Here is a 20227-nt window from a genome sequence, read left to right on the forward strand (position 1 = left end):
CGGAGGAGGGCGGGGGCAGATGTAGCTCGTTCAGAGCATCTCGCGATCGAGTCCTGCGTAGGTGAGGAATGCCTGAAGTGCTTGACCGTAGAGCTCATTCATAATTGCGCGCTGCTCGGGGTTCCAGTCTGCATAGATCTGCTTGATGATCGTCGCCAGGTCGGAGCTGAACTTCTGGTCGTGGATGGCGTGGTCCACGATGTGCAGGGTCATGTCGGTTTCGCCGCGGCGGGCTCGGCCGGCGAGCTGGATAAGCAAGACGAGCATTCCTGCGACGAGTTCTTTGCGCAGGTCGTGGTCCATATTGGAGAACCGGGCCGGGGAGCGGAGGATCTTGGAGAGTTGCTTCCAGGAGGCTTCGCCGGCGCTGCGCAACTCGGCCAGCGGAGTATCGCTGCCGCCTACCGGGAGGGTGTTGACGCCAGCGGCGTTGACGCTCGCATGCATCCAGTCGGTGTCCTCGATGCTCAGGACGGGCCGGACACAGAGGTAGATGTCGCGGACTGCGGAGCGTGTGCCCACGACGATGTTCAGACCTCGTCCGATGACAGCGAGGGGGGCAATCAGGATTTCCCCGCGGTCGGGGAAATCCTTCAGTTCCTCGCGGACCATCCTGTCCACGTGAGGAGGCAGGTTCTCCTCGTAGTTCTGTTTCTCTGCCTTCTTCACGAGCAGGCAGACTCGGTGGTTCAGACCGTCGGCTTGCGCCACTCCGGAAGCGAGGTGGGCGGCCTGCTCGTAGGAGTTGACGGTGAGAATGACACGAGCTCGTTCCGGCTCCCGCTTCTCCAGGTGGGTCAGGCGTCGGGCGAGCTGCTGCTCGTAAAGACCCCGCCCGAGATCTCGCAGGGCCTTGGGCTTCAGTTCCGGCGGCAGACCACCGATGCGCATCGCGTCGCCGGCGCCACTGCGTACGGGGGTTGCGAGGGTGACGATGGATTCGGGGCGTGTATCGGGCAGCCACCATCGCACCGGGGCGTGGATGTGCTCTTGCACGGCCTGTGGCAGGTAGGCGGTGGCCGACAGCCCCATGACTGGTCGCTGTACGCCGGCCATCAACAACGATGTGAGGCCGCCTAGTTCGGAAACGAACGTATGCGGATCACCTCCGAACGACCGGGAGAGGAGCTCGGCTTCCTTCTCCTTGTTGTCCATGCCTTTGACCTGATAGCCGTGAATGGAGCGGCCCAGCATTGCCAGGGGGTACAGAGTGGCCACCGTGCTGCTGCGCATGGTCTCAAGGATCTTGCGGACAGAGCCCAGGTCCAGGTAACGCAGGGTCTGTGCCTGCGCGCGCAGTTCGTCGAGTGCGCCGTCGAGTTCACGCAGCACCGTCCGGGTGACCAGCAGGTTGATCACCGCAGCCTGCCGGTGCGCGTCGGGCACGAGCCCGAGGAGAAGCTTGCGCATCTCGTCGCGGGTGTCCGTGAGATGGTCCTGGCCGCGCTGCGCTGTGAGCGTCATCAGGGCGGTCTGAACGGCGTCCCAGTCCGCGCCTTCGGGGAGATCGAACTCCTCCTCGTCCGGCTCGGAGCCGTACCAGCGGGCAGGCATGATCTCGTTGAGGAAGGCGAACAGCTCGGGCGGGATGTCCTCGGCCGCAGTCGCTTCGGGAAAGAGGATCTGGAGGATCTCGCGGTCCCGTGAGTGGGCCAGACGCCAGCCGGTGTTGTCGCGGCCGGCGCCGTCGGGGCCGTCCGTTTCGTTGCCGGGATTCAACTTCAGCCCACGTCCGGAGCAGAGCCACAGCAGCAGCATCTCGGCCATGATGCGGGCATGGCTGACTGGTGAGACGAGCCCCATCTCGTGGACAACGGGAAGGTTCTTCGCGTCGGAGTCGATCTCCCGCAGTGCGGTTGTCCTCTTCCGGGAGGCGAGAGTGATTTCCGAAGTGCAGCGGCTGATCGCTGCTGTCTGGAAGGCGTCGATCTCGTCGATCACCAGGGCATCGCAGGAGCGCAGGGTCATCTCCAGGACGCTCATGCCCCGGGTGCCGCGCGCCTGACCGCGGAACTCCTGCCCGTCCAGCACGACACCGATGCGAGTGCGTCCTTCGAGCAGGTTTGCATGGTTGGTGACGATGACGGCCGCGTTGGTGGCTCGATAGAACTGCTGGAACTTGCCGCACGTCGGTGCGAACGGGCAGGTCAGCCGATTGGAGCCAGTGGCCTCAGAGGTCAGCGAGGTGCAGTTCTCTTCCCCGTAGGGGTACAGGGTGGGCGGGTCCATCAGCGCCCGCTGCGCGCATCCTGTCGACAGAAGGCCGATGTCCGTTTTGGCGCGACGGTCCCACTCGTCGATCTGGGTGGAGGTGCCCAGGGCTGCGTAATCCATGGCGCGCCGGTGCATGCTTGACGGGGACATCAACGGCGTGCAGTGAGCACGCTCGGTAAGACGTTTGATCTTGTGGAGATAGGCTAGGTCGTTGTTGATGTCCCAGGCCATCTCCAAGGTGGCCCGGACGTCTGTGACGGCGAGAGCGATGCGCCGGTCGTTCAGGGCAGCCCAGGAGGCCAGAACCCTCACCAGGACGGTCTTGCCGCTTCCTGTGGGAGCGTTCAGCAGCTGCAGATCGCCAGCAGTCAGGTCGAGTTCGGTCAGCGTCCCCGTCGTCGTCTTCATGCTCTTGAAGAACCGCTTAAGCACCTTGTGCAGGTAGCGGACGCTCTTGTCCTGCCCGCTGAGCGTCTTGGCGACCTCCAACAGCTGATCCACGGTCGGTGCGACCCGGTCGCGCTGTGGGCGGGTGTGCACCTGAGGCAGAACTTCGTGTCCGGGTGCTTCCAGGAAGCCCGGCGTTGCCGGGATATGGATCTCCCGGCTGGTTGTGCCGTGCTCCGGGCCCAGGTAGGCAGTCCTCGTCTTCAGTTTTCCGGGGCCGGCGAATGCCTGGGCCTTGGGGCGCTTACCGAAGGTGAAGAAGGGGCCGGTGACGCGTTGCACGTATCCGAGGAAGTCACCTCCCATCCGGGGGATCGCTGCGTCTGCCAGGTGCGGGTCTCCGGGCGGCAAACGCAGCGAGCCTCCCGATCGGTCTGCGATGTCCGGCTCGGACGACAGCACTCCGAGCATGGCGAGCACTGAAGTCCTGAGCTTCTTCGGGTCCGTCCATTCCTGGGCCATCAAGGTCATCACCTGGCGGATCAGGTTCCGCTCGGCGGCGGGCAAGTTCGGCCATTCCGACCAGGCTTGCGGCTTGCGGTGAGCGAAGAACGTGGCTTCCTCGAAGCCGGCCAGAACATGTCCCTCGTCGTCCTTGCGCGGGAAGTAGTGCGCTGCCAGCGCGAGCGCTCCGGCGAGGCCGGCCTCCGTCCCTGTCATGTCCCCGCTCATGCCTGGCCTCTCTTGACGTGCTTGACGACCATCTCCAGGTAGTCCGTCGCGGTCATTGCTGCCTTCATCCCGTGTCTGCGGCACACCGCGTTGAGCTGATCCACCTGCTCCCTACGATGGTCGGGCACCACCAGATACTCGGCTCCGCCCCGGTCGCCGCCATCCATGTCGAGTTTGCTGACCAGGTGATTTGGCCAGGTGTAGTCCTTGAAGTCGGCCATGAAGCGCGGCTCATCGTTGTCCTCATGAGTCACCCACAGGTCACACTGATCCCCGTTGGGCCACAGATGCGACGTCCAGGGAGTGCTGTCTAGGCTGGCTGACACGGCCCAATGCAGAGCCAGTTCGGGAAGCCCAGGCACAACGGTGTATCGCCACACCGGTCGCACCAGCGCTACCGTCTCCGCCACCGCTCTGGCCTCCGGCACGAGCGGAACAGCACCGGTCCACAGCGGGGCGAATCGGCCCGACGGCACTCGGCACTCGAACGTCGGGTGCAGCTCGGGAGCCGTTTTCCGGCGAGTGGTCACGACGAACTCGTATGACGCGCCTGTCTCATCGTGCCAGGGGTACAGGCAGCGTACTTGGCCGCGGATACGCCCGCTGGATCGGTCTGTCGTCACCTTCATCGGCCACTGGCAGGCCGGACAGGGCCACCACCAGCCGCTGTACTGCGCGTATTGAGCGATAGGGTGGTAGAAGTCGTTAGCCCGGGAAGGCAGGTTGAGGGTAGCCAGATCCTTCCTCGGCACGGTCGGGTTCTCGACCAGCGTCCTGCGGTGCCTCTCGTAGAAGGGGCCCTTGATCGCGCTGAAGACGGACTCTTGGCTGTACTCGTCATCCAACTTGGGCTTGGTGACCTGGCCGCTGAACTTCCCGACTTTCTCCGCGGCGCGCATGACACGCTGAGCTTCGTGCCGGAAGTCGAAGCCGTCCTCGGTTGCGACGCCGTCGCTCTCCAAGAGCCTTACGCCCGCGAGCTCCTCGGTGTTGAGCCACTCGGGCAGCAGCCGCTCAAGGGAACCCGCCCGTTCACCGATGAGTCTGCCCATCAATTCGTCGAAGGGGATGTGGTGGCCGGGGCCACACGCAGCCATCAGAATCCCGTGGGCTTCCATGAGGCGGTCCAGACGCCGGGGGCTGGTCAGCTCCCCGGCAGCCATCGCGTGTTCACACACCGCGAATGCCTTGACGATTTCCAGCAGGACATGGGTCTGCTGGACCGTGGTCGTGTCTCCGTTTCGCGTCATCGGTGGGGAGGCTACGACACTGCACTGACAATGGGCTTCGGTCTCACTCCATCGTGTGATCAGGTGAACATTGGTGCGATCGGATCAGTGTCGACGCTTGGATACAAAGAGCGGTAGGTATCGATGTGGTCCTTGATATGGCGTTGGCCGGAATCGGTGAGGAACCAGCGGTACGGTCCGTGGTCCGCTCCGTCAGGGAGACGCAGAACAATGAAGCCGCGGCTGGGTGTGCGCCCGTCGGGGCTCTGACCCACGGCAAGGTAGTGCGGTCCCCGCCCAGCGAGGCTGCCGTCCACACCTTGCGTCCCTGCCCGTGCGACGCGAACCACGATTTTCCATAGCCACGGCGACAGTAGTGCTGCGGGCGGTGCTGGAGCGGGATTAACCCCGAGCGCTGCGCGTGCGACCGCTCGGCCGTGCCGAGTCATTTCTACGCGCGTACGCGGAACATCCCCCAGTCCATCGACGTACAGGCGATCCCGATAGACCGTGATCAGGCCCCGCCTGTCCAGTGCGCTCACGGAGGACCCGGTCCCCGGATCGTGAATGCCGGCCTCCCGGAGCCGCTCCTGGATGCGGGTGAAGCCGACAAGGTCGGCTGGCGCACTGAGTGCCAAGGTCAACCGTCGCCACGCTGCAGCGGGCCGCTGGGCCTCCCCTGCATAGCGGCTCTGGCGCTGTTCCTCTTCTGCTTCCTGATCCTGATGGAAGATGCACGTCAGGTAGCTGCGCTGCCGCTCGTTGAGCTCACACCAGGTTGTCAGTGCTCTCTCGGACGCGTTGCGAGGTCGACGAGCTGGAAGCGCGGGGGCCGCGTCGTTCGGGCGCGTGCGGCGCCAGGCATCAATGACTACGCGGTCAGGAATTCCGTAGACCTGTGCCAGCATCCGTGCCACTCGACCTTGGGTTTCGGGCGACAGCCAAGTCCGCCCCCGTACCGGGCGGCCACGCTCAAGGTCACGTATCTTCTCAGCGCTGATGTGCAGACCTTGCGACGCTCGTTTACGGCGAAGCAGCGAAGCGACCTCGGCGGTACTCATACCCGCCCGACGACGCAGATCCTGCAGCGTCTCAGTCCCCCGTTCGCCCGCAGTCAAGTCTTGCGCATCACAGCGCAGCACCTTCAGTAGGCGCCCGAAAGCTCGGTCGCTTACCGCTTGTGTTCCGGCCTCCCAGCGGCGTACAGACGCAGGTGAGACACCAGTGGCTTCGGCCAGCTCCTTCACGCTCATACCTCGGAACCCACGCTGCTGTTCCAGAGCCTGAGGAGTGAGGGACTGTGCCATGCCTCCCAGCAAAACGCAGTCGACGGGCCGGAGCAACCACCATCCAGACGCGAAAGGTATGGAGCCAGCTGCATGCTCCCCGTAGACACCCATTCGGAAGGCATCTGAGTAGGGCCACCCGGAAACCGGTGTTCGTTTCGGTTACCCCGTGCCTCGTTCGTGGTGCGGCCCCGCGCGCCCTGCTACACGCTGGTGTCAGCCGCCGGTCCCCGTGCCCGCGGCCGCGTTGCAGGGCATGTCCCCGTCCCGGTGTCAGATCATTCGGCTAGCACATCGACGTGTGTGGAAAAGCTCGATCGCAGACTCTCCAAGACGGCCTTCTCCAATCCCTGGACCAGGCCACGTTGGTGGGCGGGCAGGAGACGGATCTCGGCGAACTGCCAGGGCGCCTTCGCTGCGGTGGTGAATGCGGCGGGGCCTTCCTGGGGGTGGGAGAGGACGCCGAGGAGGAGGGTGTGGGAGACGGCCAGGAGGGGGCCGTGGCGTTGGGCGGCGTGGTGGAGGAAGGCGGCGCAGTGGCGGGCACGGGTGTGGAGGTCGGTGAGGCTTTCGCCGTCTTCGCAGCGTAGGGAGGGGTTGGCGAGGCGGCGGGCTCGCCAGGCGCGGTAGGCCGGCGGGTAGGTCTCGGCGGTGCGGCCGAGGACGATGCTGGGTGCGCGCCATTCGGCGAGAAGGCCGGAGATGGCAACGATCGGCAGGCCCGTTAGGTGCGAGACGAGGGTGGCGGTCTGACGGGCACGGGGGATCGGGCTGGTGACGATCGCGGTGATGCCCTCGGGGAGGGGGAGGGAGCGGCGTACCTGGTCGCGGCCCTCCTGCGTGAGGGCGGCCTCGTGCGGGGCGTGGTAGCCGGGGCGGTGGCCTTCGTAGGCGCCGTGGCGCATGAGCCAGATGTCAGCCAAGGATCCAGCCTCCGTCGACGCGCAGGGTCTGGCCGGTGATGAAGCCGGCGTCGTTGGTGGCGACGAAGGCGACGGCGGCTGCGACGTCGTCCGGGCGGCCTCGGCGCTGGACGCACTGGCGGGCGAGCTGCCGGGCGGTCATGGCCTCCGGGTCGTCGACGACGGTGTCCTCGGCGGGGACGCGGATGGAGCCGGGGGCGACGCAGTTCGCGGTGATGCCGGCGGGGCCGAGTTCGCGGGCGAGGGCGCGGGTGAGTCCTTCGAGGCCGGCCTTGGCGCTGATGTAGCCGGACAGGTTGTGGCGGCCCGCCGTGGCGAGGACGGAGCCGATGGTGATGATCCGGCCCCAGCCGGCGGCCATCATGGTGGGAGTGAGTTCGTGGGCGAGGAGGTAGTGGCTGGTCAGGTTGGTGGCCAGGGCCTCGTCCCAGCGGGTCGGCGTCGTCTCCGGCCACGGCCGGCGGGGGTAGGCACCGGCGTTACTGACCAGGATGTCGATCGGGCCGAGTGCGTCTCGGGCTCGGTGGCAGAGGGCGCGTACGGACTCAGTGTCGCGGAGGTCGGCTCCCAGGGGGACGGCGGTGCCGCCGCTGTCGGTGATGTGGGCGGTGAGTTCGGCTGCGGCCTGGTCGTCGTTGAAGTGGGCAAGGGCGACGTTCGCGCCGTCGGCTGCGAGGCGGCGGGCGATGGCCAAGCCGAGGCCGCCGGTGGCTCCGGTGACCAGGGCGATGCGGCTGTTCAAGGGGCCGGGCATGGCGACTCCAGCGGGCAGAAGTAGGTGGTCGGGTCGAACGTGGGGCTCACGGCCTCGGCGAGCCGGGCGAGGAGGACGAGCCGGTCCTCGGGAGCCAGGTCGGCCAGGTTGTAGACGCCGAGGATGCGCATGGCCAGGTAGGGGCGGAGCAGATTCTTCAGGTCCGCGCCCGGCCAGAGCCGGTCGGCGACCGGCTGCACGAGCTGGTTCCAGTACGCGGTCACGGCGACTCGCCGGCGAGCCGAGAGGCGCGGGGCGTAGCCGATGTGGATGGTGCTCGTGGTGTGGTCGATGTCCGCTCGCCGGAGCTCGGGGGTGTTGGCCGGGACGTGGGTGAAGGTGGCGGGGTGGTCGGCGAAGGCGGTCGGGTTGTACGTGGGGACGAGCCAGCCGCCGAGGGTGGAGGCGTACCAGAGGAAGTTGGCGAACTCGCCGGGGATGCTGTTCATTCCGGCGGTGTCGTAGTCGAACCAGGCGAGCGGGTGGGCCAGATTGACGTCGGTGGGATCGCCCTGGGTGAGGGCCACCCAGACCGGCTCGGCCGTGGCGAAGTGGGCTCGGAGCCAGCGGAGGGTGGCGGCCCAGTCCAGGTGGTGTCGGAGTCCGTTGATGTTCAGGGTGTAGGTGTCGAGGCGGGAGACCGGGACGTCGATGAGGCCGTCGGCGATCAGGAAGTCCTTGCCGGCGTAGTACGTGTCGAGCCGGCCGCCGGGTGCCGCGCGGTCCCAGTACAGCTTGCGGACGACGTGCGCCGGATCGGCCGGCCATGCTGTCGCGAGGATGACCTCGCGGTATGCGGTCGTGAGCCGGTCCATGTATGTGTGGAGGTCACTGCTCGGCTGGTCCGTGTTGAGGAGGTCGAGCAGGAGGCCCTGGTCGGTGCCGCCGGGGAGGCGTTCGTACGCGAGGAGGTGCCCGCCCGGCACGCGCAGGTGGGTGTGGAGGGCAGGGACGCGGTAGTGCCGGGCCAGGCGGGCATGGCCGCGGATCTCCTCGCGGGCCTCGGTCGCATTGCGGGTGTACTTCAGGAGCAGCGGGCGGCCGAGGAAGTCGACGGGGCAGAGCAGGTTGCGGGTGAAGCGCCGTACCGGACCGAGCCGGATGGGAAGCCGGATGGTCATGGCCTCACCCCGTCGAGGAGTTCCAGGCCGACCTGGGCCAGCGCAGCGGGCGGGAAGGCGTCCATATGCACGTCCGTGTCCGGGGCGATGGCGTCGCGGACGGGGCAGAGGTCGCCCTGGTGCATGCGGTTGGACAGGTCGGTGGCGACGGCGTGATGGTGCGGCAGGCCGGTGCGCCACTTGCTGTGGCTGTGGCGCGCGTACAGGCCGATGACCGGCGGGCCGCTGCACTCCCCGCCGCGCGCCATCGCGGCGAGGTGGGTGAGGCCGGTGTCGTTGCCGACGATCAGGTGGCAGTGCGGGAAGAGGTCGGCGAGGTGGTCGGCCAGCATCCCGTCGAGGCGGAGCACCTGCACGTGGCGTCGAGGCGCCTCTGCGGTGATGCGGAGGCCGTCGCCCGGGTTGCCGCCAATGAGCAGTAACCGGGCCTGGGCCTGGTGGGCCTCGGCGATGTGCTCGGCCAGGGTGATGTAGCGCTGGGCGGTGTAGTCCTTGCGCTCCGGCCAGCTGGTGGCGGTGATGGCGGCGATGTTCAGGTCGCCCAGCCAGCCCACCGAGCGTAGTTCCTCCACGAGGTTGTTCGGGCCGGTCGCGAGGGCGGGAGCGAAGGGGGCCGTTGCGGGCAGGCGGATGCCGAGGCGGCGCTCCATCGCCAGGTAGTGACGGGCGGGCAGGTCCGGGTGGGCACGGCCGTCGGTCAACCAGCAGGGCGGGGCGGCCGGATCGAGCACCAGGCTCACCGCCGACGTCGAGCCCTGTGCCTCAACCCCCGCGCGGTCGCCGATCACGGCCCGCCAGCCGCTGGGCGCGGTGGCCTGGGGCCGCGTGAGCAGCCCGGTGCGGGCGATCAGCCCCACGTACGGACCCACTGTCCGGACGGCCACGCGAACCGAGCGCAGCCGCAGCCAGTCGAGGACCGCCCGCACCCCCGACAGCGCGAGGAGGGTATCGCCGAGCTTCCCCTCGAAAGCCACCACGACCTCACCACACCCGCTCAGGCGTTGGACGAGCTCGGCGGAGGCGGCGAGCGGGAGCGGTGCGCCGATGGGAACGCCATCCCGGTCGTACCCGAGTGGGGTGGTGTGGACGGCCTCGGCAGGGACGACCAGGGAACCGGGGTGGAACCGGATCCCCGCCGGGGCGACCGTGGTCATGCCACGCCCTCGATCGTGGTGAGCGAGACCAGCGGCAGACCGAGGTCGGTGAGCAGGTCGCGGGCTCCGCGGGTGGTGTCCTCCACCAGGCAGGCCGCCGCCAGCGGGACGGCGCCGGCCTCGCGGAGGCGGCAGGTGAGGTCGGCCAGGGTCCGGCCGGTGGTGATCTCGTCGTCGACGATGACGATCCGCTGGCCAGGGGCGATGCCGTACGCGAAAACGTCGGTGCGCATCGCGTGGGGCTCGCTGAAGCGGACCGCGCCGTCGAGGGGGAGGTGGAGCTTCCAGGCGATCTTGTACGGGAGGTGGGCGGCGCTTGCGAGGGAGACGGTCGGCAGGATGCCGCCGGCGTCCAGGCCGAGGAGGAAGTCCACGGAGTCGAGTCCGTCCGGCACCTGCTCCTGGAGCAGACGCCATAGGTCGGCCCCGGTGTGGGCCAGGGTGTCGGGGTGGACCGGGTGCTCCAGGCCGTCCAAGGAGTGGATGACGCGCTCGCGGCGGCTCGTGGCTCCGACGCTGAGGCGCTCGACGATCCGGGCGGAGAACGAGGGCGCGGCGATGGTTTCGGGCATGGCGAAGCTCCTGTCGGACGGAGAAAGAGGAAGGAAAGGAAGGCCGTTCAGGCGGTGAGCTGGGAGGCGTACCAGGTGAGGAGCTGATCGACGGCCGTGGTGACGGGTTTGAGGACGATCTCGGCGTCGCCGTCGCGCCAGGCACTGGCAATCTCGGCCAGGAAAGGCACCGACACAGCGGGCAGGCCCGGCAGGCGGGAGGCCGCTGCGAGGATCCGGTCGGGACCGGACTCCCACTGGTTGTGCTCGCGCAGGAGGAGGCGGCAGGCGAGCACCAGGTGCTTGTAGAGCTGCCGCAGGGTGGTCGGCTCCGCGTCGGCGCGCAGGCGGCGCATGGTCAGCATGACCTGCGGGAGTTCGCGGACGGCGGCGAACGCGAGCTCGTCTCGGCCGATGGTCGGCAGTTCGAGGCCGGGTGCGGTGTGCAGGACGGGGCTGCCCTGCTGGAGCTGGTGGAGGACGAACGCCAGGCGCGGGGTGAGGCGCCGTGCGGTCAGTTCGCCAGGGGTGACGAGGGTGGGGCCGACGGAGGCCGCACCGCCCAGGGCGGTCCGGTACTGCTCCAGGGCCTCGTGGACCCGCCCGATGGCCTCGTGTTCGGCGATCACGAGGAGGTCCAGGTCGGACCAGCCAGCGATCCAGCTGCCCTCGCCGGGGCTTCCGGTTAGGGCGACGAGCCGGACGCCGAGACCGTACTCCCGTACCGCGTCGGTGAAGTCGGCCGTCGCCGAGGCGACGGCGGCCGGCAGGCCCAGCCCGTACGGGGTGGCCACACGCAGTGTTGTGGCGACGGGCGGGGCGGCGATGCGCCGGAGGCGGGCGCGGAGGGCGGCGATGCTGCCGGTGTTGTCGATGACGTGGTCGGCGAGCGCGGCGACTTGGTGGGCGCCGCGGCTCATCTTGATCTCGTCCTTCGCGGCAACGGCCTGGGCCGGAGTGCCAGACCGCTCGACGCGTACAGCGAAGAAGGCATCCAGATAGACGATCTGGAGCGTGTCGCCCATGAGCTGCTTGAGCGCGGCGATCGAGGCGTCGTCGTGGACGGACTCGATGGTGAACAGCCTCATGTCGATGTGGGCGTCCGCGAAGCGGTTCAGCTCGCCGAGCAGCAGTTCAGCCTGCCGGTGGGCCGAGAGCGCGTACGGGTCCGCGAGGCCCTCCCGGTGGGCCGCCTGCCGCAACAGAAAGCCGATCTTGAGACGCTGGGCACCACACGTGCGCTGGACGAACTCGGCACTGGTGCTCTTGCCACACTCGCTCAGCCCACCGAAGGCGAGAACCCGGCGCAGGTGCCGGCTCGGCTTGACCTCCGTCGGGGCGGCGTCGTCCCGACCGTACAGTTTGAAGCGGGCCGGTACGGGAAGCCGACGGCGGCCGGCCACGACATCGGCGACCAGCGCGTCGAGGGCGGCGCACAGCTCCTCCTGCTGGCCGTGGAGGGCGGGGACGCGCCGGCGGGCCAGCTCGTCCTGGGCCGCCGCCCGCTCGCTGTGCCAGATCCGCAGCGTCAGGACCGACAAGCGGTCGACGACGGAGGCGAGCGTCTCGGTGTGCAGCGGCGCGTCGGCGCGGCCCGCGTCCGCCAGCGAGCCGAGGACCTCGTCGGCCCGCTCGGCGAGCGCGTTGCGTTCGGCGTTGAGCTGATCGATCTCCCGCTTGCAGTCGGCGACCTGGGCGGCGGAGAGTAAGGCGCCGCGCACCCGGTCCTCGGCGTTCCACAGGCGTCCGTTGACGGTGTGGAGCCAGGTGACGGTGTCGTCCAGGCGATGCCGGTCCTTGTCCTGGAGCGTGGCTATGGCCCGTGACAGACCAGGTGGCAGGACCAGGGGCGGAGAGTTCTGGGTCATCGGGGACTCCCGTCGGTGAGTCGTGGAAGGCCGACATGGCCGAGTACGTCGGCGTGGACGTCGTCCAGCGAGAGGCCCTCGCAGTCCACGACCGCGGTGTATGCGCCGTGGTCGACCTGGTGGAGCAGGACCGCGTGCAGCGTCTTCTGATAGGCCGGGTACACCCCGGTCCAAGGGCGGCCCTCGCGGGCGCTCGTGATGGCGTAGCCGCGTTCGGCGTCGAGGGACGGCAGCAGGAGGAACGCGGTCTCCGGTACGGTGGCCCGCGAACCGGCGATGCCCATCACGGTCGTGAACGCCTCGCCGACCGTCAGCCCGTCCTTGACCACGCAGGTCGCGGTGGCCACAGCGAGGAGCATGGGCAGGCCCCTGTCCAGCAGCCCCGTACGGCCGGCCTCGCGGGCGGCGGCCCGCTTGGCGTGGCCGGCGAGCAGCATCTCAGTCAGCTCGACGGTCGTGGAAGTCTCGAACCACCACCGGGCGTAGTCGCCGGCCGCCACCCGTGCCCACGGCTCGGGGTCGTGCTCGTGGACCGACCCCAGCGGCTGGAAGCCAGCCCAGCGCCCGGCCAGCCGCACCAGGTGGGTCGTCTTGCCCACGTTGTCAGGGCCGTTGAGGCTGACGAAGTCCGGGACCTGCGCCATTGCTCACGCCTCGCGGATCGGGGTGTCGAGGACGGAGACGATCGCGTCCGTGTTCGCGGCGATGAAGTCGGCGAGCTGCGGCGGCATCAGGTTCAGCTCGCGGACGGCCTCGACGGTGAACGGCACGCGGACCACCTCATACCCGCCCCGCTCCGGCTTGGAGAACTCCGTCCCTGTACGCGCGGTCAGGTCCATCGACTCCAGGCGCGCGGCGAAGATGTGCTGCACGCCGACGCCGCACTCCAGCTCGTCGGTGATCAGGTGGACGAGCTCGGCGCGCTCCAGCTTGCCGCCCAGCTCCTCGAACACCTCCCGGTGCAGAGCTGCCTCGATGGTCGCGTCGTCCTCCTCGACCCCTCCGCCGACCGACACCCAGTACGGCTCCCTCCCGGGCTTGGTGCGCTTGATGAGGACGAGTTCGTCGCCGTCGAGGAGGATGGCGCGGGCGTTGCGTTTGACGATGTCGGTCATGCCGTTTGCTCCTTCAGGTGGTGGTACAGGAGAGATCGGGCGGAGGGCCGCCTGGTCGCGTCCGGCGCCTCTCCGGCTCGGTGAACTCAGCATGATGCAAGTCGGTGACGGGGTGTGACGTAGGCGTGCTGCAGCAATGCCGCACCACTGCTGAACGCAGCTGGCTACGCTGGGCGTTTCGGCGTTCCACCGGGTGACGGACAGGGGGTACGACGGTGGTCACGGTGCAGCGATGGTCCGGCCGGGAAGCCCGGCTGTTACGCGACGCCCTGCGCATGAGCCTGCGGGACTTCGCCGCCTACCTGGGCGTGAGCGACCGGACTGTATCGAACTGGGAAGGTGGCGGGGCGAGTTACCAGCCTCGCGGTGAATCTCAAGCCGTCCTAGACACCGCGCTCGGCCGCGCATCGAACGACGTGAAGGCCCGGTTCGAGGCAGCCCTGGGAACGAACGGCGCTGGCCCACCCGTCACAGGCCGGATCGGAGTCGACTCCCACAAGTTCCTGCCGGTCTTCATCGGCGTCGAGCGCGCTGGCCGGCTCCGCGCGCACATGACGCCGAGCGCGGACGACCAGTGGCTGGAGTCCTCCTCGGCCCGCGTGGACCACCCCGAATCGCAGGACTGCGTTCTGCACGTCTTCGCGTGCGGAGCCGCCGTCTTTCACCTCGTCCAACCGCACGAGCCTCCCGCACTCACCGACCTCGCCGTCTGGCGCTACCGCTCGTACGCCTCCGACCTGCCCTGGGCACGGAACAAGCTCCGCGACCTCCTGGACGAGGACCACGACCGCATCCCCAACCCCGAGTACGTCCTCTCCCTTTACTGGCTTGCCTCCGCACCCTGGACCGGAGACGCCTACGACACCGCCCTGCGCCTGCTGTCCACACCCTCGGTCCTGGTCGACCGCGGAGCCCCGGGCGGGCCCGCGCCCCTGGACGGCACGGTCGAGGCATCGCTCCTCGCCACCGGCTTCGACCACCCGGACATCGTGTCCTTCGGCGTACGGGGAGTCTCCACCGGCTACGCCGGCTGGTCCGGCGTCGCCTACGCCTCCCACTCCCGTGAGCGCGGCCTCACCATCGACGAGCTGGTCGCCTGCGAGCTGACCGTCCAGGCCCTGTGGTGCTTCACCCGCCAGGTCCAGCAGATGATCGAGGACAGCCAGGACCCCTCCATGCCCGAGCAGTACGGCTGGCGCTTCCTGCGCGCCGCCACCTCCCGGCTCACCACCGCCCGCGCCCAGGAGACCGCGCAACACGTCCTCATGCGGGAGGCCATTATGAAGACCAGCGGGCTGGCCGAACGGCTGCGCGCCGCACAGGACGCTCTGCGCGAGAGCGTCGGCTGAGAACCCTGGGCAGGAGAGACCGGATGGACATCAACAGCGCCGCGCTGGTCGTGATCGACATGCAGAACGGCTTCGTGAACCACCACAGCCGCCACGCCGTGCCCGCGGTCTCCGAGCTGGTCGCCCAGTGGTCCGCCGCCGGCCGACCCGTGATCTTCACCCGGTACTTCAACTATCCGGACAGCCCCTACGAGCGCTTCTTCCAGTGGCACCGGCTCCAGAAAGCGCCCGAGACCGACATCGTCCCCGAGCTCGCCGAGGCTGCCGCCCACGCACACACGGTCGTCGACAAGACCGGATACACGCTCCTCACTCCGGAGGCTTCCGAACTGATCCGCCGGGCTGGCTGGACCGACCTCTTCTTCTGCGGGATCGCCACCGAGAGCTGCGTCTTGAAGTCCGCCGCCGACGCCTTCGAACACGGCTACGCGCCCTGGATCGTCACCGATGCCTGCGCCAGCGACGCCGGACTCGACGTCCACGACGCTGGCCTCCTCGTCGCCCGCCGCCTGATCGGAACCGGCCAACTCGTCACCAGCGACCACGTGATCGGCCAACTCACTGCGTACGCCGGGGCCCCGGTGCTGGAATAGCCCCATGGCCGAAACGCTGTACGACACCGACCTGATCATCATCGGCGGCGGCCCGGCCGGCTGCGCCGCCGCCCGCATGGCCGCCAGCGTCGGCATGCGCTCGATCCTGATCGAGCCGGACCGGCTGTGCCGCAACCTCTACCGGATCCCGGCCCTGAACAACGTCCTCGGCGGCTACACCAGCGGCGCCGAGCTCGCCAACTCCATCGTCGCGGAACTGAAGAGCACGGAGCTGTGCCGCCTCGAACTCGGCCGACACGTCACCGAACTCCGCGCCGATGACGACCAGGTGACCGCCACGGTCGACGCCAGCACCCGCCTCACCGCCCCGTACGTCATCGTCGCCACCGGCGTCGGCCCCCTCCAGCCCCGCGACGCCGCCTGGATCACCGCCCCCGACGGCCTGACCTTGCCCCCGCTCTGGCAGGCCGAGGCGGATGACGCCGAAGGCCGCACCCTCCTCGTCCTCGGCGGCGACCGCCCGATCGGCACCTTCCTGCGCGCCAACCCGACCACCGACACCCGCCTGCTTGTGGCGTACCCGGCCGCCGACGCGTACAAGATCGAGGAGATCCGAGAAGACCCCCGCGTCACGCTCCTCCCCGTTGAGCACCTGACGCTGAACCGCGGAGAAGGCGCCTCGGTGTCAGCGGAAGCGGTGGGCCAGAACGGTGCACGGCAGACGACCACGGCGGATGCCGCCTACCTCAGCATCGGAAACGCGCCCACCGCCCCACACGGAGACCTGACCCGTGGCCCGGACGGATACTGCCCGCCCACCGACCAGCACTCCCGCGTCATCGTGGCCGGCGACCTCCGCTCCGCCCGCTTCCAACGGATCATGACCGCCCTGGGCTCCGGAAGCGAGGCCGCACTACACGCTTACTACGCGGCTCGGGAGCTGCCTGCCAAGGGCTGACCACGGCAGTGCGGTACGGCGGCGAAGGAGAGCGTTCAGATCGGCATCGCTGCGCGTCATCCGCCCATGATGGCGAGGCAGCGACAAGCGGTACCGCTCGGTTTTATGGTTCAGCGCTGTCGCGGGGAACCGTTCGCGGGCCTGGTTCCCATGTGGGCGGGGTGTCCTGGCGCGGAGACGGCGCGGGCGCCGCTGGCGCGCCGGTCCTGGGAATTCTGGGGATCAGCGGGGAGGTCGGCCATCTGCCGCAGCCGCCACACGAGCACGTCGCTTATGTGTTCCGCCGTGTCCAGTTCTCGTAGGGCAGCTGCCTGGGTGAGCAGGGTGGTGGGGTTGTGGCCGGTGGTTCGGGCTTCCTGGAGGGTTGCTGCAAGGGCGGGCCAGCCGGGTTCGGCCAGGATGCGGTCGGCTTGTTCGGGCAGGGCGTGGCGTACGGCGGTGGCGTGGTGGTGTTGCCAGGAGGGGGCCAGGCGGCTGCCCTGCTGGTGGAGCAGGGCCATGGGGTGGCCGGCGGCGGCCGGGTAGGCGGCGCGAAGGTGCGCGGCGGCTCGGTGGGCGGCTTCGGCCTGCTGGGCGTGCTGTTTCCTGGCGTACCAGTGCGCGGTGGCGGTGATCAGGAAGACCAGCATGTCGATGACCATCGCGGTGGTGGCGCCGTCTTCACCTCGGCCGAGGGCCGGGCCGCTGTGGACGAGGTCGCGGGCGGCTCGGCGCAGGGCGTGGTCGTGGCCGCGTACGGCGCGGACGTGGGAACGGGAGGCGCGTTCGAACGCGGTGGCTGCTGCCTGGAGTTCGTGGCGGGTATGGGCGGCGGACGTCTGGGCGAGGGCGTCGAGGACTTCGCCGGTGGCGGCGATCTGTGCGGCGATGATGCCGTCGTCACCGTGGTCGATGATGAGCAACGCCCGCCAGGCGGCGCCGGTGGTGCGTCGACGTGCGGACGCGGGCCCGGTCACCGACGGCAAGGCAGGCTGCTGGGTGGGGTCGTCCGGGTTCTGGGTCCAGCGTTCGCGGATGCGGGGCAGGGAGAGGTCCGGGGCGAGCTTGGAGCCGGAGTAGAAGACTGGCTCGCCTATGCCGTTACGGTCGCCGGGTAGGGCGACGGTGTAGCCGAGGGTGTCGCCCGATGGCGCGATACGGTGCCGGACGAGCAGGCCGGCCGCGCCGAGGCGGTCGAAGAACTCCTTCTCGCCCGCCGCACCGGCCACCGAGCGACGGACCGCCTCCCGCAGTTCCTCGCGCGGGGTGCGCTGCCGGCCGCGGCGTTCGGCTTTGTGGCGCTCGGCGCTGGTGGGCCGCTTGGCGGCAGTGCCATCGCCGGGTGTGATCCGGCGCAGGCCGTATTCCGCTTCGATGAGGCGGGCCTCGGTCTGGGCGCGGCGGGCTTCGTTGTGCAGGCGGGGCCGTCGGCCGTCGTCGCGAACCAGGGTGGCGATGATGTGGATGTGGTCGTCGGCGTGCCGGACGGCCGCCCACCGGCAGGCGGCATCGTCGCCGTCGGGGGCGATGCCGGTGGCAGCGACCATGCGGCGGGCGACCGCTGCCCAGTCGTCGTCCGACAGCGTCGGGTCTTCGGGGCTGGCACGTACGGACAGGTGCCACACGTGCTTCTTGGGACGCCGGCCGGCGGGCAGGACGTTGACGGGCTGGTCGAGCAGCCGCTGAAGCTGCCCGTGGGTGACCTGCGGGTCGCGGCCGGGGTCGGGAGTGAGCGGGTCGAAAGCCGCCACCAGGTGCGGGTCGGTGTGCTCTTCGTGGGTGCCGGGACCGTACAGGTAGCGGATCAGGCCGATCGTCTCGCTGCCGCGCTTGTGGATGCGGGGGATCACGCCGGGGCACCGCCGTCCCGGTGGGCGAGCAGGGTATCGGCCGCATCCTCCATCCGGCGGGCCGCGCTCAGGACGGCCTGGGCGGTGGCGTCGAGGTGGGGTGCGTCGGCGCCGGAGTTGAGGGCTTTGGCGACCTGGTTGAACAGCCCGTGGATGCGACCCAGGTGTCGGCGGGCGGCGAACACCTCGTTGAGGACTTCCCGTTCGGTGGCGATCTCGGCGGCGGTGCGGGTCAGGTCGCGGGCGGCCTTGTCGACGGCGTAGGCGAGGAAGGCGGCATTGGTCATCTGGCACGTAGCTGCTGCGTCGGTGAAGCGCTTGTATTCGGCGTCGTTCATGCGGCAACTGGGCTGGTGCAGGCGCTTGCGGGGCTTCGGCTGGCGGGCGCGCTGACGCCGCCGCGAAAGGGATTCGGCCTGCCGTCCCTCTCCAGGCTGCGGTCCGCCCTCGGCCGCAGCCTGCCGGTCCGGTGCCCCCTGGCGCAGGACTGGTCCCGCAACCTCTGGGGCGGGAACTCCGGGAGCATTGCTCCCGGGACAACTTGCTCCGCCTGTTGCTGGGGTGGTGGTCGGCTGCTGCTGGGACACGGCGGGTTCGTGGTGGGGAACGTGCACTGAATCTCCGTCTCAGGTCATCGCTGCGGTGAGTTGTTGCGGTTTCGGAGATCAGGAACCTGGCGTGGCTCCGAGTCGGGACTTGAACTCGCGGACGACTCGGCCTGCGTCGTTGCTGGAGATGCTGTAGCCGGCGTCGCGTACGGCGTCCTCCACTCGGTCCCGTCCGACGCTGCCGGTCTCCTCGTACACGCGGCGGGCGAACTTGAGGATGACTTCGTCGGAGGCGCTGGACTTGCGGCCGGACCGCTTCGGCTTCGGCGTGTGGCGCTTGGGCGCCGGTGCGTGTGAGGCGCTGCCCGTGGGCCGCGGAACTGCTTCCTGAGGGCAGGTGGCCAGACTCGGGCGGGCCGCGTTTTTCGGGCCGTAGCGGGCTGTGGGATTCGGGCGGGTGCCCGAGTGGGGTTCCCCGTCGGCCAGATCTGACGGGTGCGGGCGGGCGTGGTCTTCTGCCCGCCTGTCGCGGTCTGTCTGCCCGTTGCAGTCCGCCAGCTCGTTGCGGTCTGCCTGCCCGTCGGCTTCTGCCCGAGAGGGTCCGGGCTGCGCGGCGGGCAGGTTGACGGGCTGCCCGACGGGCGGGGCCCAGCGCTCGGGCAGGTCGATAGTGGCCAGGGCGGCTGCTTGACGGCGGGTGGCGAGCTGGCGCAGCAGCTGCTCGTTGCGGAGCGGGTCGGCGTCGATGCCGGAGCGGGCGAGGGCCTTGGACAGGCGGCGTACGGTGCGCCGACCTGCCTGTTCTGTTCGCTGCCTGGGCGTCATCTCGGCAAGGTGGGCAGCCAGGGCGACGGCTCGCTGTGTGGCCCGGTCACGGACGATGTCGGCGGCGCCCTGGTCCTGCTCGACGATCCCCAGGCGGGCGAGCAGCCGCTCGCGGGCCTGCCGCGTGAGGACGGCGGCGAGTCCGAGGGAGGCAGCGTCGGGGGTCCGCTGGCGCAGCTCGATTCCCATGGCCAGGTGCCACAGCACGGCTGCCATCACCGGGCCGGTGAAGGCGCGTACGGTGCCGCCGATCGGGCCGGACTCGGCGTAGGCGGGAATGGTCTGCATGGCGGTGATCACCCAGACGAGGGCCCCGGGCAGACCGGCCGCCTGCCTCGGCCCGTGCAGGTTCTGCCGGGCCATCAGGGCCATCGAGAACAGGGCGAGTTCAGCGGCGGCGAACATCGCGGCGCGCTCGGCGGTGTTGCGCATGTCGAGGTAGTGGGCGGCGAACCGCCAGCTCGTGTCCGCGCTGTAGGCGGTGCACACGAGCGCCGCCACGGTGGCGGTGACGACGGCAGCCGAGAGACGCCGCTGCCGATCACGGGGGAGGTGTCGGCCGCGTCGGGCCCTCAGGCCCGCGAGCAGCGCGCCGGCGACGACGGCCAGGACGGCTGCGGGCAGGAGCGGGCTGTCGGTGTACGGGAGCGAGGCGGCGGCGAGTGTTTCGGGTATTGCGGGCGGCATGTGCGGGTCTACTCCGAGGAAAGGCTGGGGAGACGATCACGGCGTTCACGGAGGGGGGCGTTCACGCGGGCCCCCTTCTAAAGGGGGCCCCGCGCGTGATCGCTTGGGAGCGTGTACGGCGTGGACGCTCGCGTGATCGCTCT

The 20227-nt window shown here is 69.3% G+C and carries 17 protein-coding genes; 3 read left to right on the forward strand and 14 right to left on the reverse strand.

The window, feature by feature from the left end:
- Positions 1-30: 30 nt before the first annotated feature.
- The 11 genes from AB0D53_RS08110 to AB0D53_RS08160 all read right to left on the reverse strand — a co-directional run bounded on the left by AB0D53_RS08110 (position 31) and on the right by AB0D53_RS08160 (position 13334).
- Positions 31-3333, reverse strand: a complete 3303-nt coding sequence (locus AB0D53_RS08110; protein ID WP_362441755.1) for a hypothetical protein — start codon at positions 3331-3333, stop codon at positions 31-33.
- Positions 3330-4583: a hypothetical protein gene (locus AB0D53_RS08115; RefSeq protein ID WP_362441758.1), complete on the reverse strand. Its 1254-nt coding sequence runs from the start codon at positions 4581-4583 to the stop codon at positions 3330-3332. The genes AB0D53_RS08110 and AB0D53_RS08115 overlap by 4 nt, the downstream gene beginning before the upstream one ends.
- Before the next feature lie 59 nt (positions 4584-4642).
- Positions 4643-5869 (reverse strand): helix-turn-helix transcriptional regulator, encoded by a 1227-nt coding sequence (locus AB0D53_RS08120; RefSeq protein ID WP_362441761.1) that lies wholly within the window; start codon positions 5867-5869, stop codon positions 4643-4645.
- Positions 5870-6126: 257 nt separating this feature from the next.
- The gene (locus AB0D53_RS08125) at positions 6127-6771 is read right to left on the reverse strand and encodes a histidine phosphatase family protein (RefSeq protein ID WP_362441764.1); all 645 of its coding nucleotides are present in this window, start codon (positions 6769-6771) and stop codon (positions 6127-6129) included.
- The gene (locus AB0D53_RS08130) at positions 6764-7525 is read right to left on the reverse strand and encodes an SDR family oxidoreductase (RefSeq protein ID WP_362441767.1); all 762 of its coding nucleotides are present in this window, start codon (positions 7523-7525) and stop codon (positions 6764-6766) included. The genes AB0D53_RS08125 and AB0D53_RS08130 overlap by 8 nt, the downstream gene beginning before the upstream one ends.
- Positions 7510-8646 (reverse strand): hypothetical protein, encoded by a 1137-nt coding sequence (locus tag AB0D53_RS08135; RefSeq protein WP_362441770.1) that lies wholly within the window; start codon positions 8644-8646, stop codon positions 7510-7512. The genes AB0D53_RS08130 and AB0D53_RS08135 overlap by 16 nt, the downstream gene beginning before the upstream one ends.
- A complete protein-coding gene (locus tag AB0D53_RS08140) occupies positions 8643-9800 on the reverse strand; it encodes a glycosyltransferase family 9 protein (protein ID WP_362441773.1) in 1158 nt (385 codons plus the stop codon). The genes AB0D53_RS08135 and AB0D53_RS08140 overlap by 4 nt, the downstream gene beginning before the upstream one ends.
- Complete coding sequence (locus AB0D53_RS08145; RefSeq protein WP_362441776.1) at positions 9797-10372, reverse strand: phosphoribosyltransferase family protein; 576 nt, start codon at positions 10370-10372, stop codon at positions 9797-9799. The genes AB0D53_RS08140 and AB0D53_RS08145 overlap by 4 nt, the downstream gene beginning before the upstream one ends.
- Before the next feature lie 47 nt (positions 10373-10419).
- Positions 10420-12219, reverse strand: coding sequence for a DUF4254 domain-containing protein (locus AB0D53_RS08150; RefSeq protein ID WP_362441779.1), 1800 nt, complete (start codon positions 12217-12219; stop codon positions 10420-10422).
- Positions 12216-12863, reverse strand: a complete 648-nt coding sequence (locus AB0D53_RS08155; protein WP_362441782.1) for a hypothetical protein — start codon at positions 12861-12863, stop codon at positions 12216-12218. Before AB0D53_RS08155 ends, AB0D53_RS08150 begins: the two co-directional genes overlap by 4 nt.
- Before the next feature lie 3 nt (positions 12864-12866).
- Positions 12867-13334, reverse strand: coding sequence for an NUDIX domain-containing protein (locus AB0D53_RS08160; RefSeq protein ID WP_362441785.1), 468 nt, complete (start codon positions 13332-13334; stop codon positions 12867-12869).
- 275 nt (positions 13335-13609) lie between these two features.
- Here AB0D53_RS08160 and AB0D53_RS08165 point away from each other — a divergent pair, with 275 nt between their 5' ends.
- The 3 genes from AB0D53_RS08165 to AB0D53_RS08175 are packed head-to-tail and all read left to right on the forward strand — an operon-like array spanning position 13610 to position 16195.
- On the forward strand, positions 13610-14683 hold the full coding sequence (locus AB0D53_RS08165) for a hypothetical protein (protein WP_362441788.1): 1074 nt from the start codon (positions 13610-13612) through the stop codon (positions 14681-14683).
- 23 nt (positions 14684-14706) lie between these two features.
- Positions 14707-15276, forward strand: a complete 570-nt coding sequence (locus AB0D53_RS08170; protein WP_362441791.1) for an isochorismatase family cysteine hydrolase — start codon at positions 14707-14709, stop codon at positions 15274-15276.
- 4 nt (positions 15277-15280) lie between these two features.
- A complete protein-coding gene (locus tag AB0D53_RS08175) occupies positions 15281-16195 on the forward strand; it encodes an FAD-dependent oxidoreductase (RefSeq protein WP_362441794.1) in 915 nt (304 codons plus the stop codon).
- Between the two features lie 110 nt (positions 16196-16305).
- Here the strand turns inward: AB0D53_RS08175 and AB0D53_RS08180 are convergent, their stop codons facing one another.
- The 3 genes from AB0D53_RS08180 to AB0D53_RS08190 all read right to left on the reverse strand — a co-directional run bounded on the left by AB0D53_RS08180 (position 16306) and on the right by AB0D53_RS08190 (position 20084).
- Entirely contained in the window at positions 16306-18024 is a 1719-nt protein-coding gene (locus AB0D53_RS08180; protein WP_362441797.1) for a mobilization protein, read from the reverse strand.
- Positions 18021-18362, reverse strand: a complete 342-nt coding sequence (locus tag AB0D53_RS08185; protein ID WP_362441800.1) for a plasmid mobilization relaxosome protein MobC — start codon at positions 18360-18362, stop codon at positions 18021-18023. Before AB0D53_RS08185 ends, AB0D53_RS08180 begins: the two co-directional genes overlap by 4 nt.
- A 327-nt stretch (positions 18363-18689) precedes the next feature.
- Positions 18690-20084, reverse strand: a complete 1395-nt coding sequence (locus AB0D53_RS08190; protein WP_362441803.1) for a hypothetical protein — start codon at positions 20082-20084, stop codon at positions 18690-18692.
- Between the last annotated feature and the right edge of the window lie 143 nt (positions 20085-20227).

This window comes from Streptomyces sp. NPDC048295, assembly GCF_040652135.1.
In the GTDB taxonomy this organism is placed as follows: Bacteria; Actinomycetota; Actinomycetes; order Streptomycetales; family Streptomycetaceae; genus Streptomyces.

Excerpts from the sequence above, each read along its gene's own strand:
- AB0D53_RS08110 (WP_362441755.1), bottom strand. The coding sequence starts at position 3,333 with ATGAGCGGGGACATGACAGGGACGGAGGCCGGCCTCGCCGGAGCGCTC.
- AB0D53_RS08115 (WP_362441758.1), bottom strand. The coding sequence starts at position 4,583 with ATGACGCGAAACGGAGACACGACCACGGTCCAGCAGACCCATGTCCTG.
- AB0D53_RS08120 (WP_362441761.1), bottom strand. The coding sequence starts at position 5,869 with ATGGCACAGTCCCTCACTCCTCAGGCTCTGGAACAGCAGCGTGGGTTC.
- AB0D53_RS08130 (WP_362441767.1), bottom strand. The coding sequence starts at position 7,525 with ATGCCCGGCCCCTTGAACAGCCGCATCGCCCTGGTCACCGGAGCCACC.
- AB0D53_RS08135 (WP_362441770.1), bottom strand. The coding sequence starts at position 8,646 with ATGACCATCCGGCTTCCCATCCGGCTCGGTCCGGTACGGCGCTTCACC.
- AB0D53_RS08140 (WP_362441773.1), bottom strand. The coding sequence starts at position 9,800 with ATGACCACGGTCGCCCCGGCGGGGATCCGGTTCCACCCCGGTTCCCTG.
- AB0D53_RS08145 (WP_362441776.1), bottom strand. The coding sequence starts at position 10,372 with ATGCCCGAAACCATCGCCGCGCCCTCGTTCTCCGCCCGGATCGTCGAG.
- AB0D53_RS08150 (WP_362441779.1), bottom strand. The coding sequence starts at position 12,219 with ATGACCCAGAACTCTCCGCCCCTGGTCCTGCCACCTGGTCTGTCACGG.
- AB0D53_RS08155 (WP_362441782.1), bottom strand. The coding sequence starts at position 12,863 with ATGGCGCAGGTCCCGGACTTCGTCAGCCTCAACGGCCCTGACAACGTG.
- AB0D53_RS08160 (WP_362441785.1), bottom strand. The coding sequence starts at position 13,334 with ATGACCGACATCGTCAAACGCAACGCCCGCGCCATCCTCCTCGACGGC.
- AB0D53_RS08165 (WP_362441788.1), top strand. The coding sequence starts at position 13,610 with ATGAGCCTGCGGGACTTCGCCGCCTACCTGGGCGTGAGCGACCGGACT.
- AB0D53_RS08170 (WP_362441791.1), top strand. The coding sequence starts at position 14,707 with ATGGACATCAACAGCGCCGCGCTGGTCGTGATCGACATGCAGAACGGC.
- AB0D53_RS08175 (WP_362441794.1), top strand. The coding sequence starts at position 15,281 with ATGGCCGAAACGCTGTACGACACCGACCTGATCATCATCGGCGGCGGC.
- AB0D53_RS08185 (WP_362441800.1), bottom strand. The coding sequence starts at position 18,362 with ATGAACGACGCCGAATACAAGCGCTTCACCGACGCAGCAGCTACGTGC.
- AB0D53_RS08190 (WP_362441803.1), bottom strand. The coding sequence starts at position 20,084 with ATGCCGCCCGCAATACCCGAAACACTCGCCGCCGCCTCGCTCCCGTAC.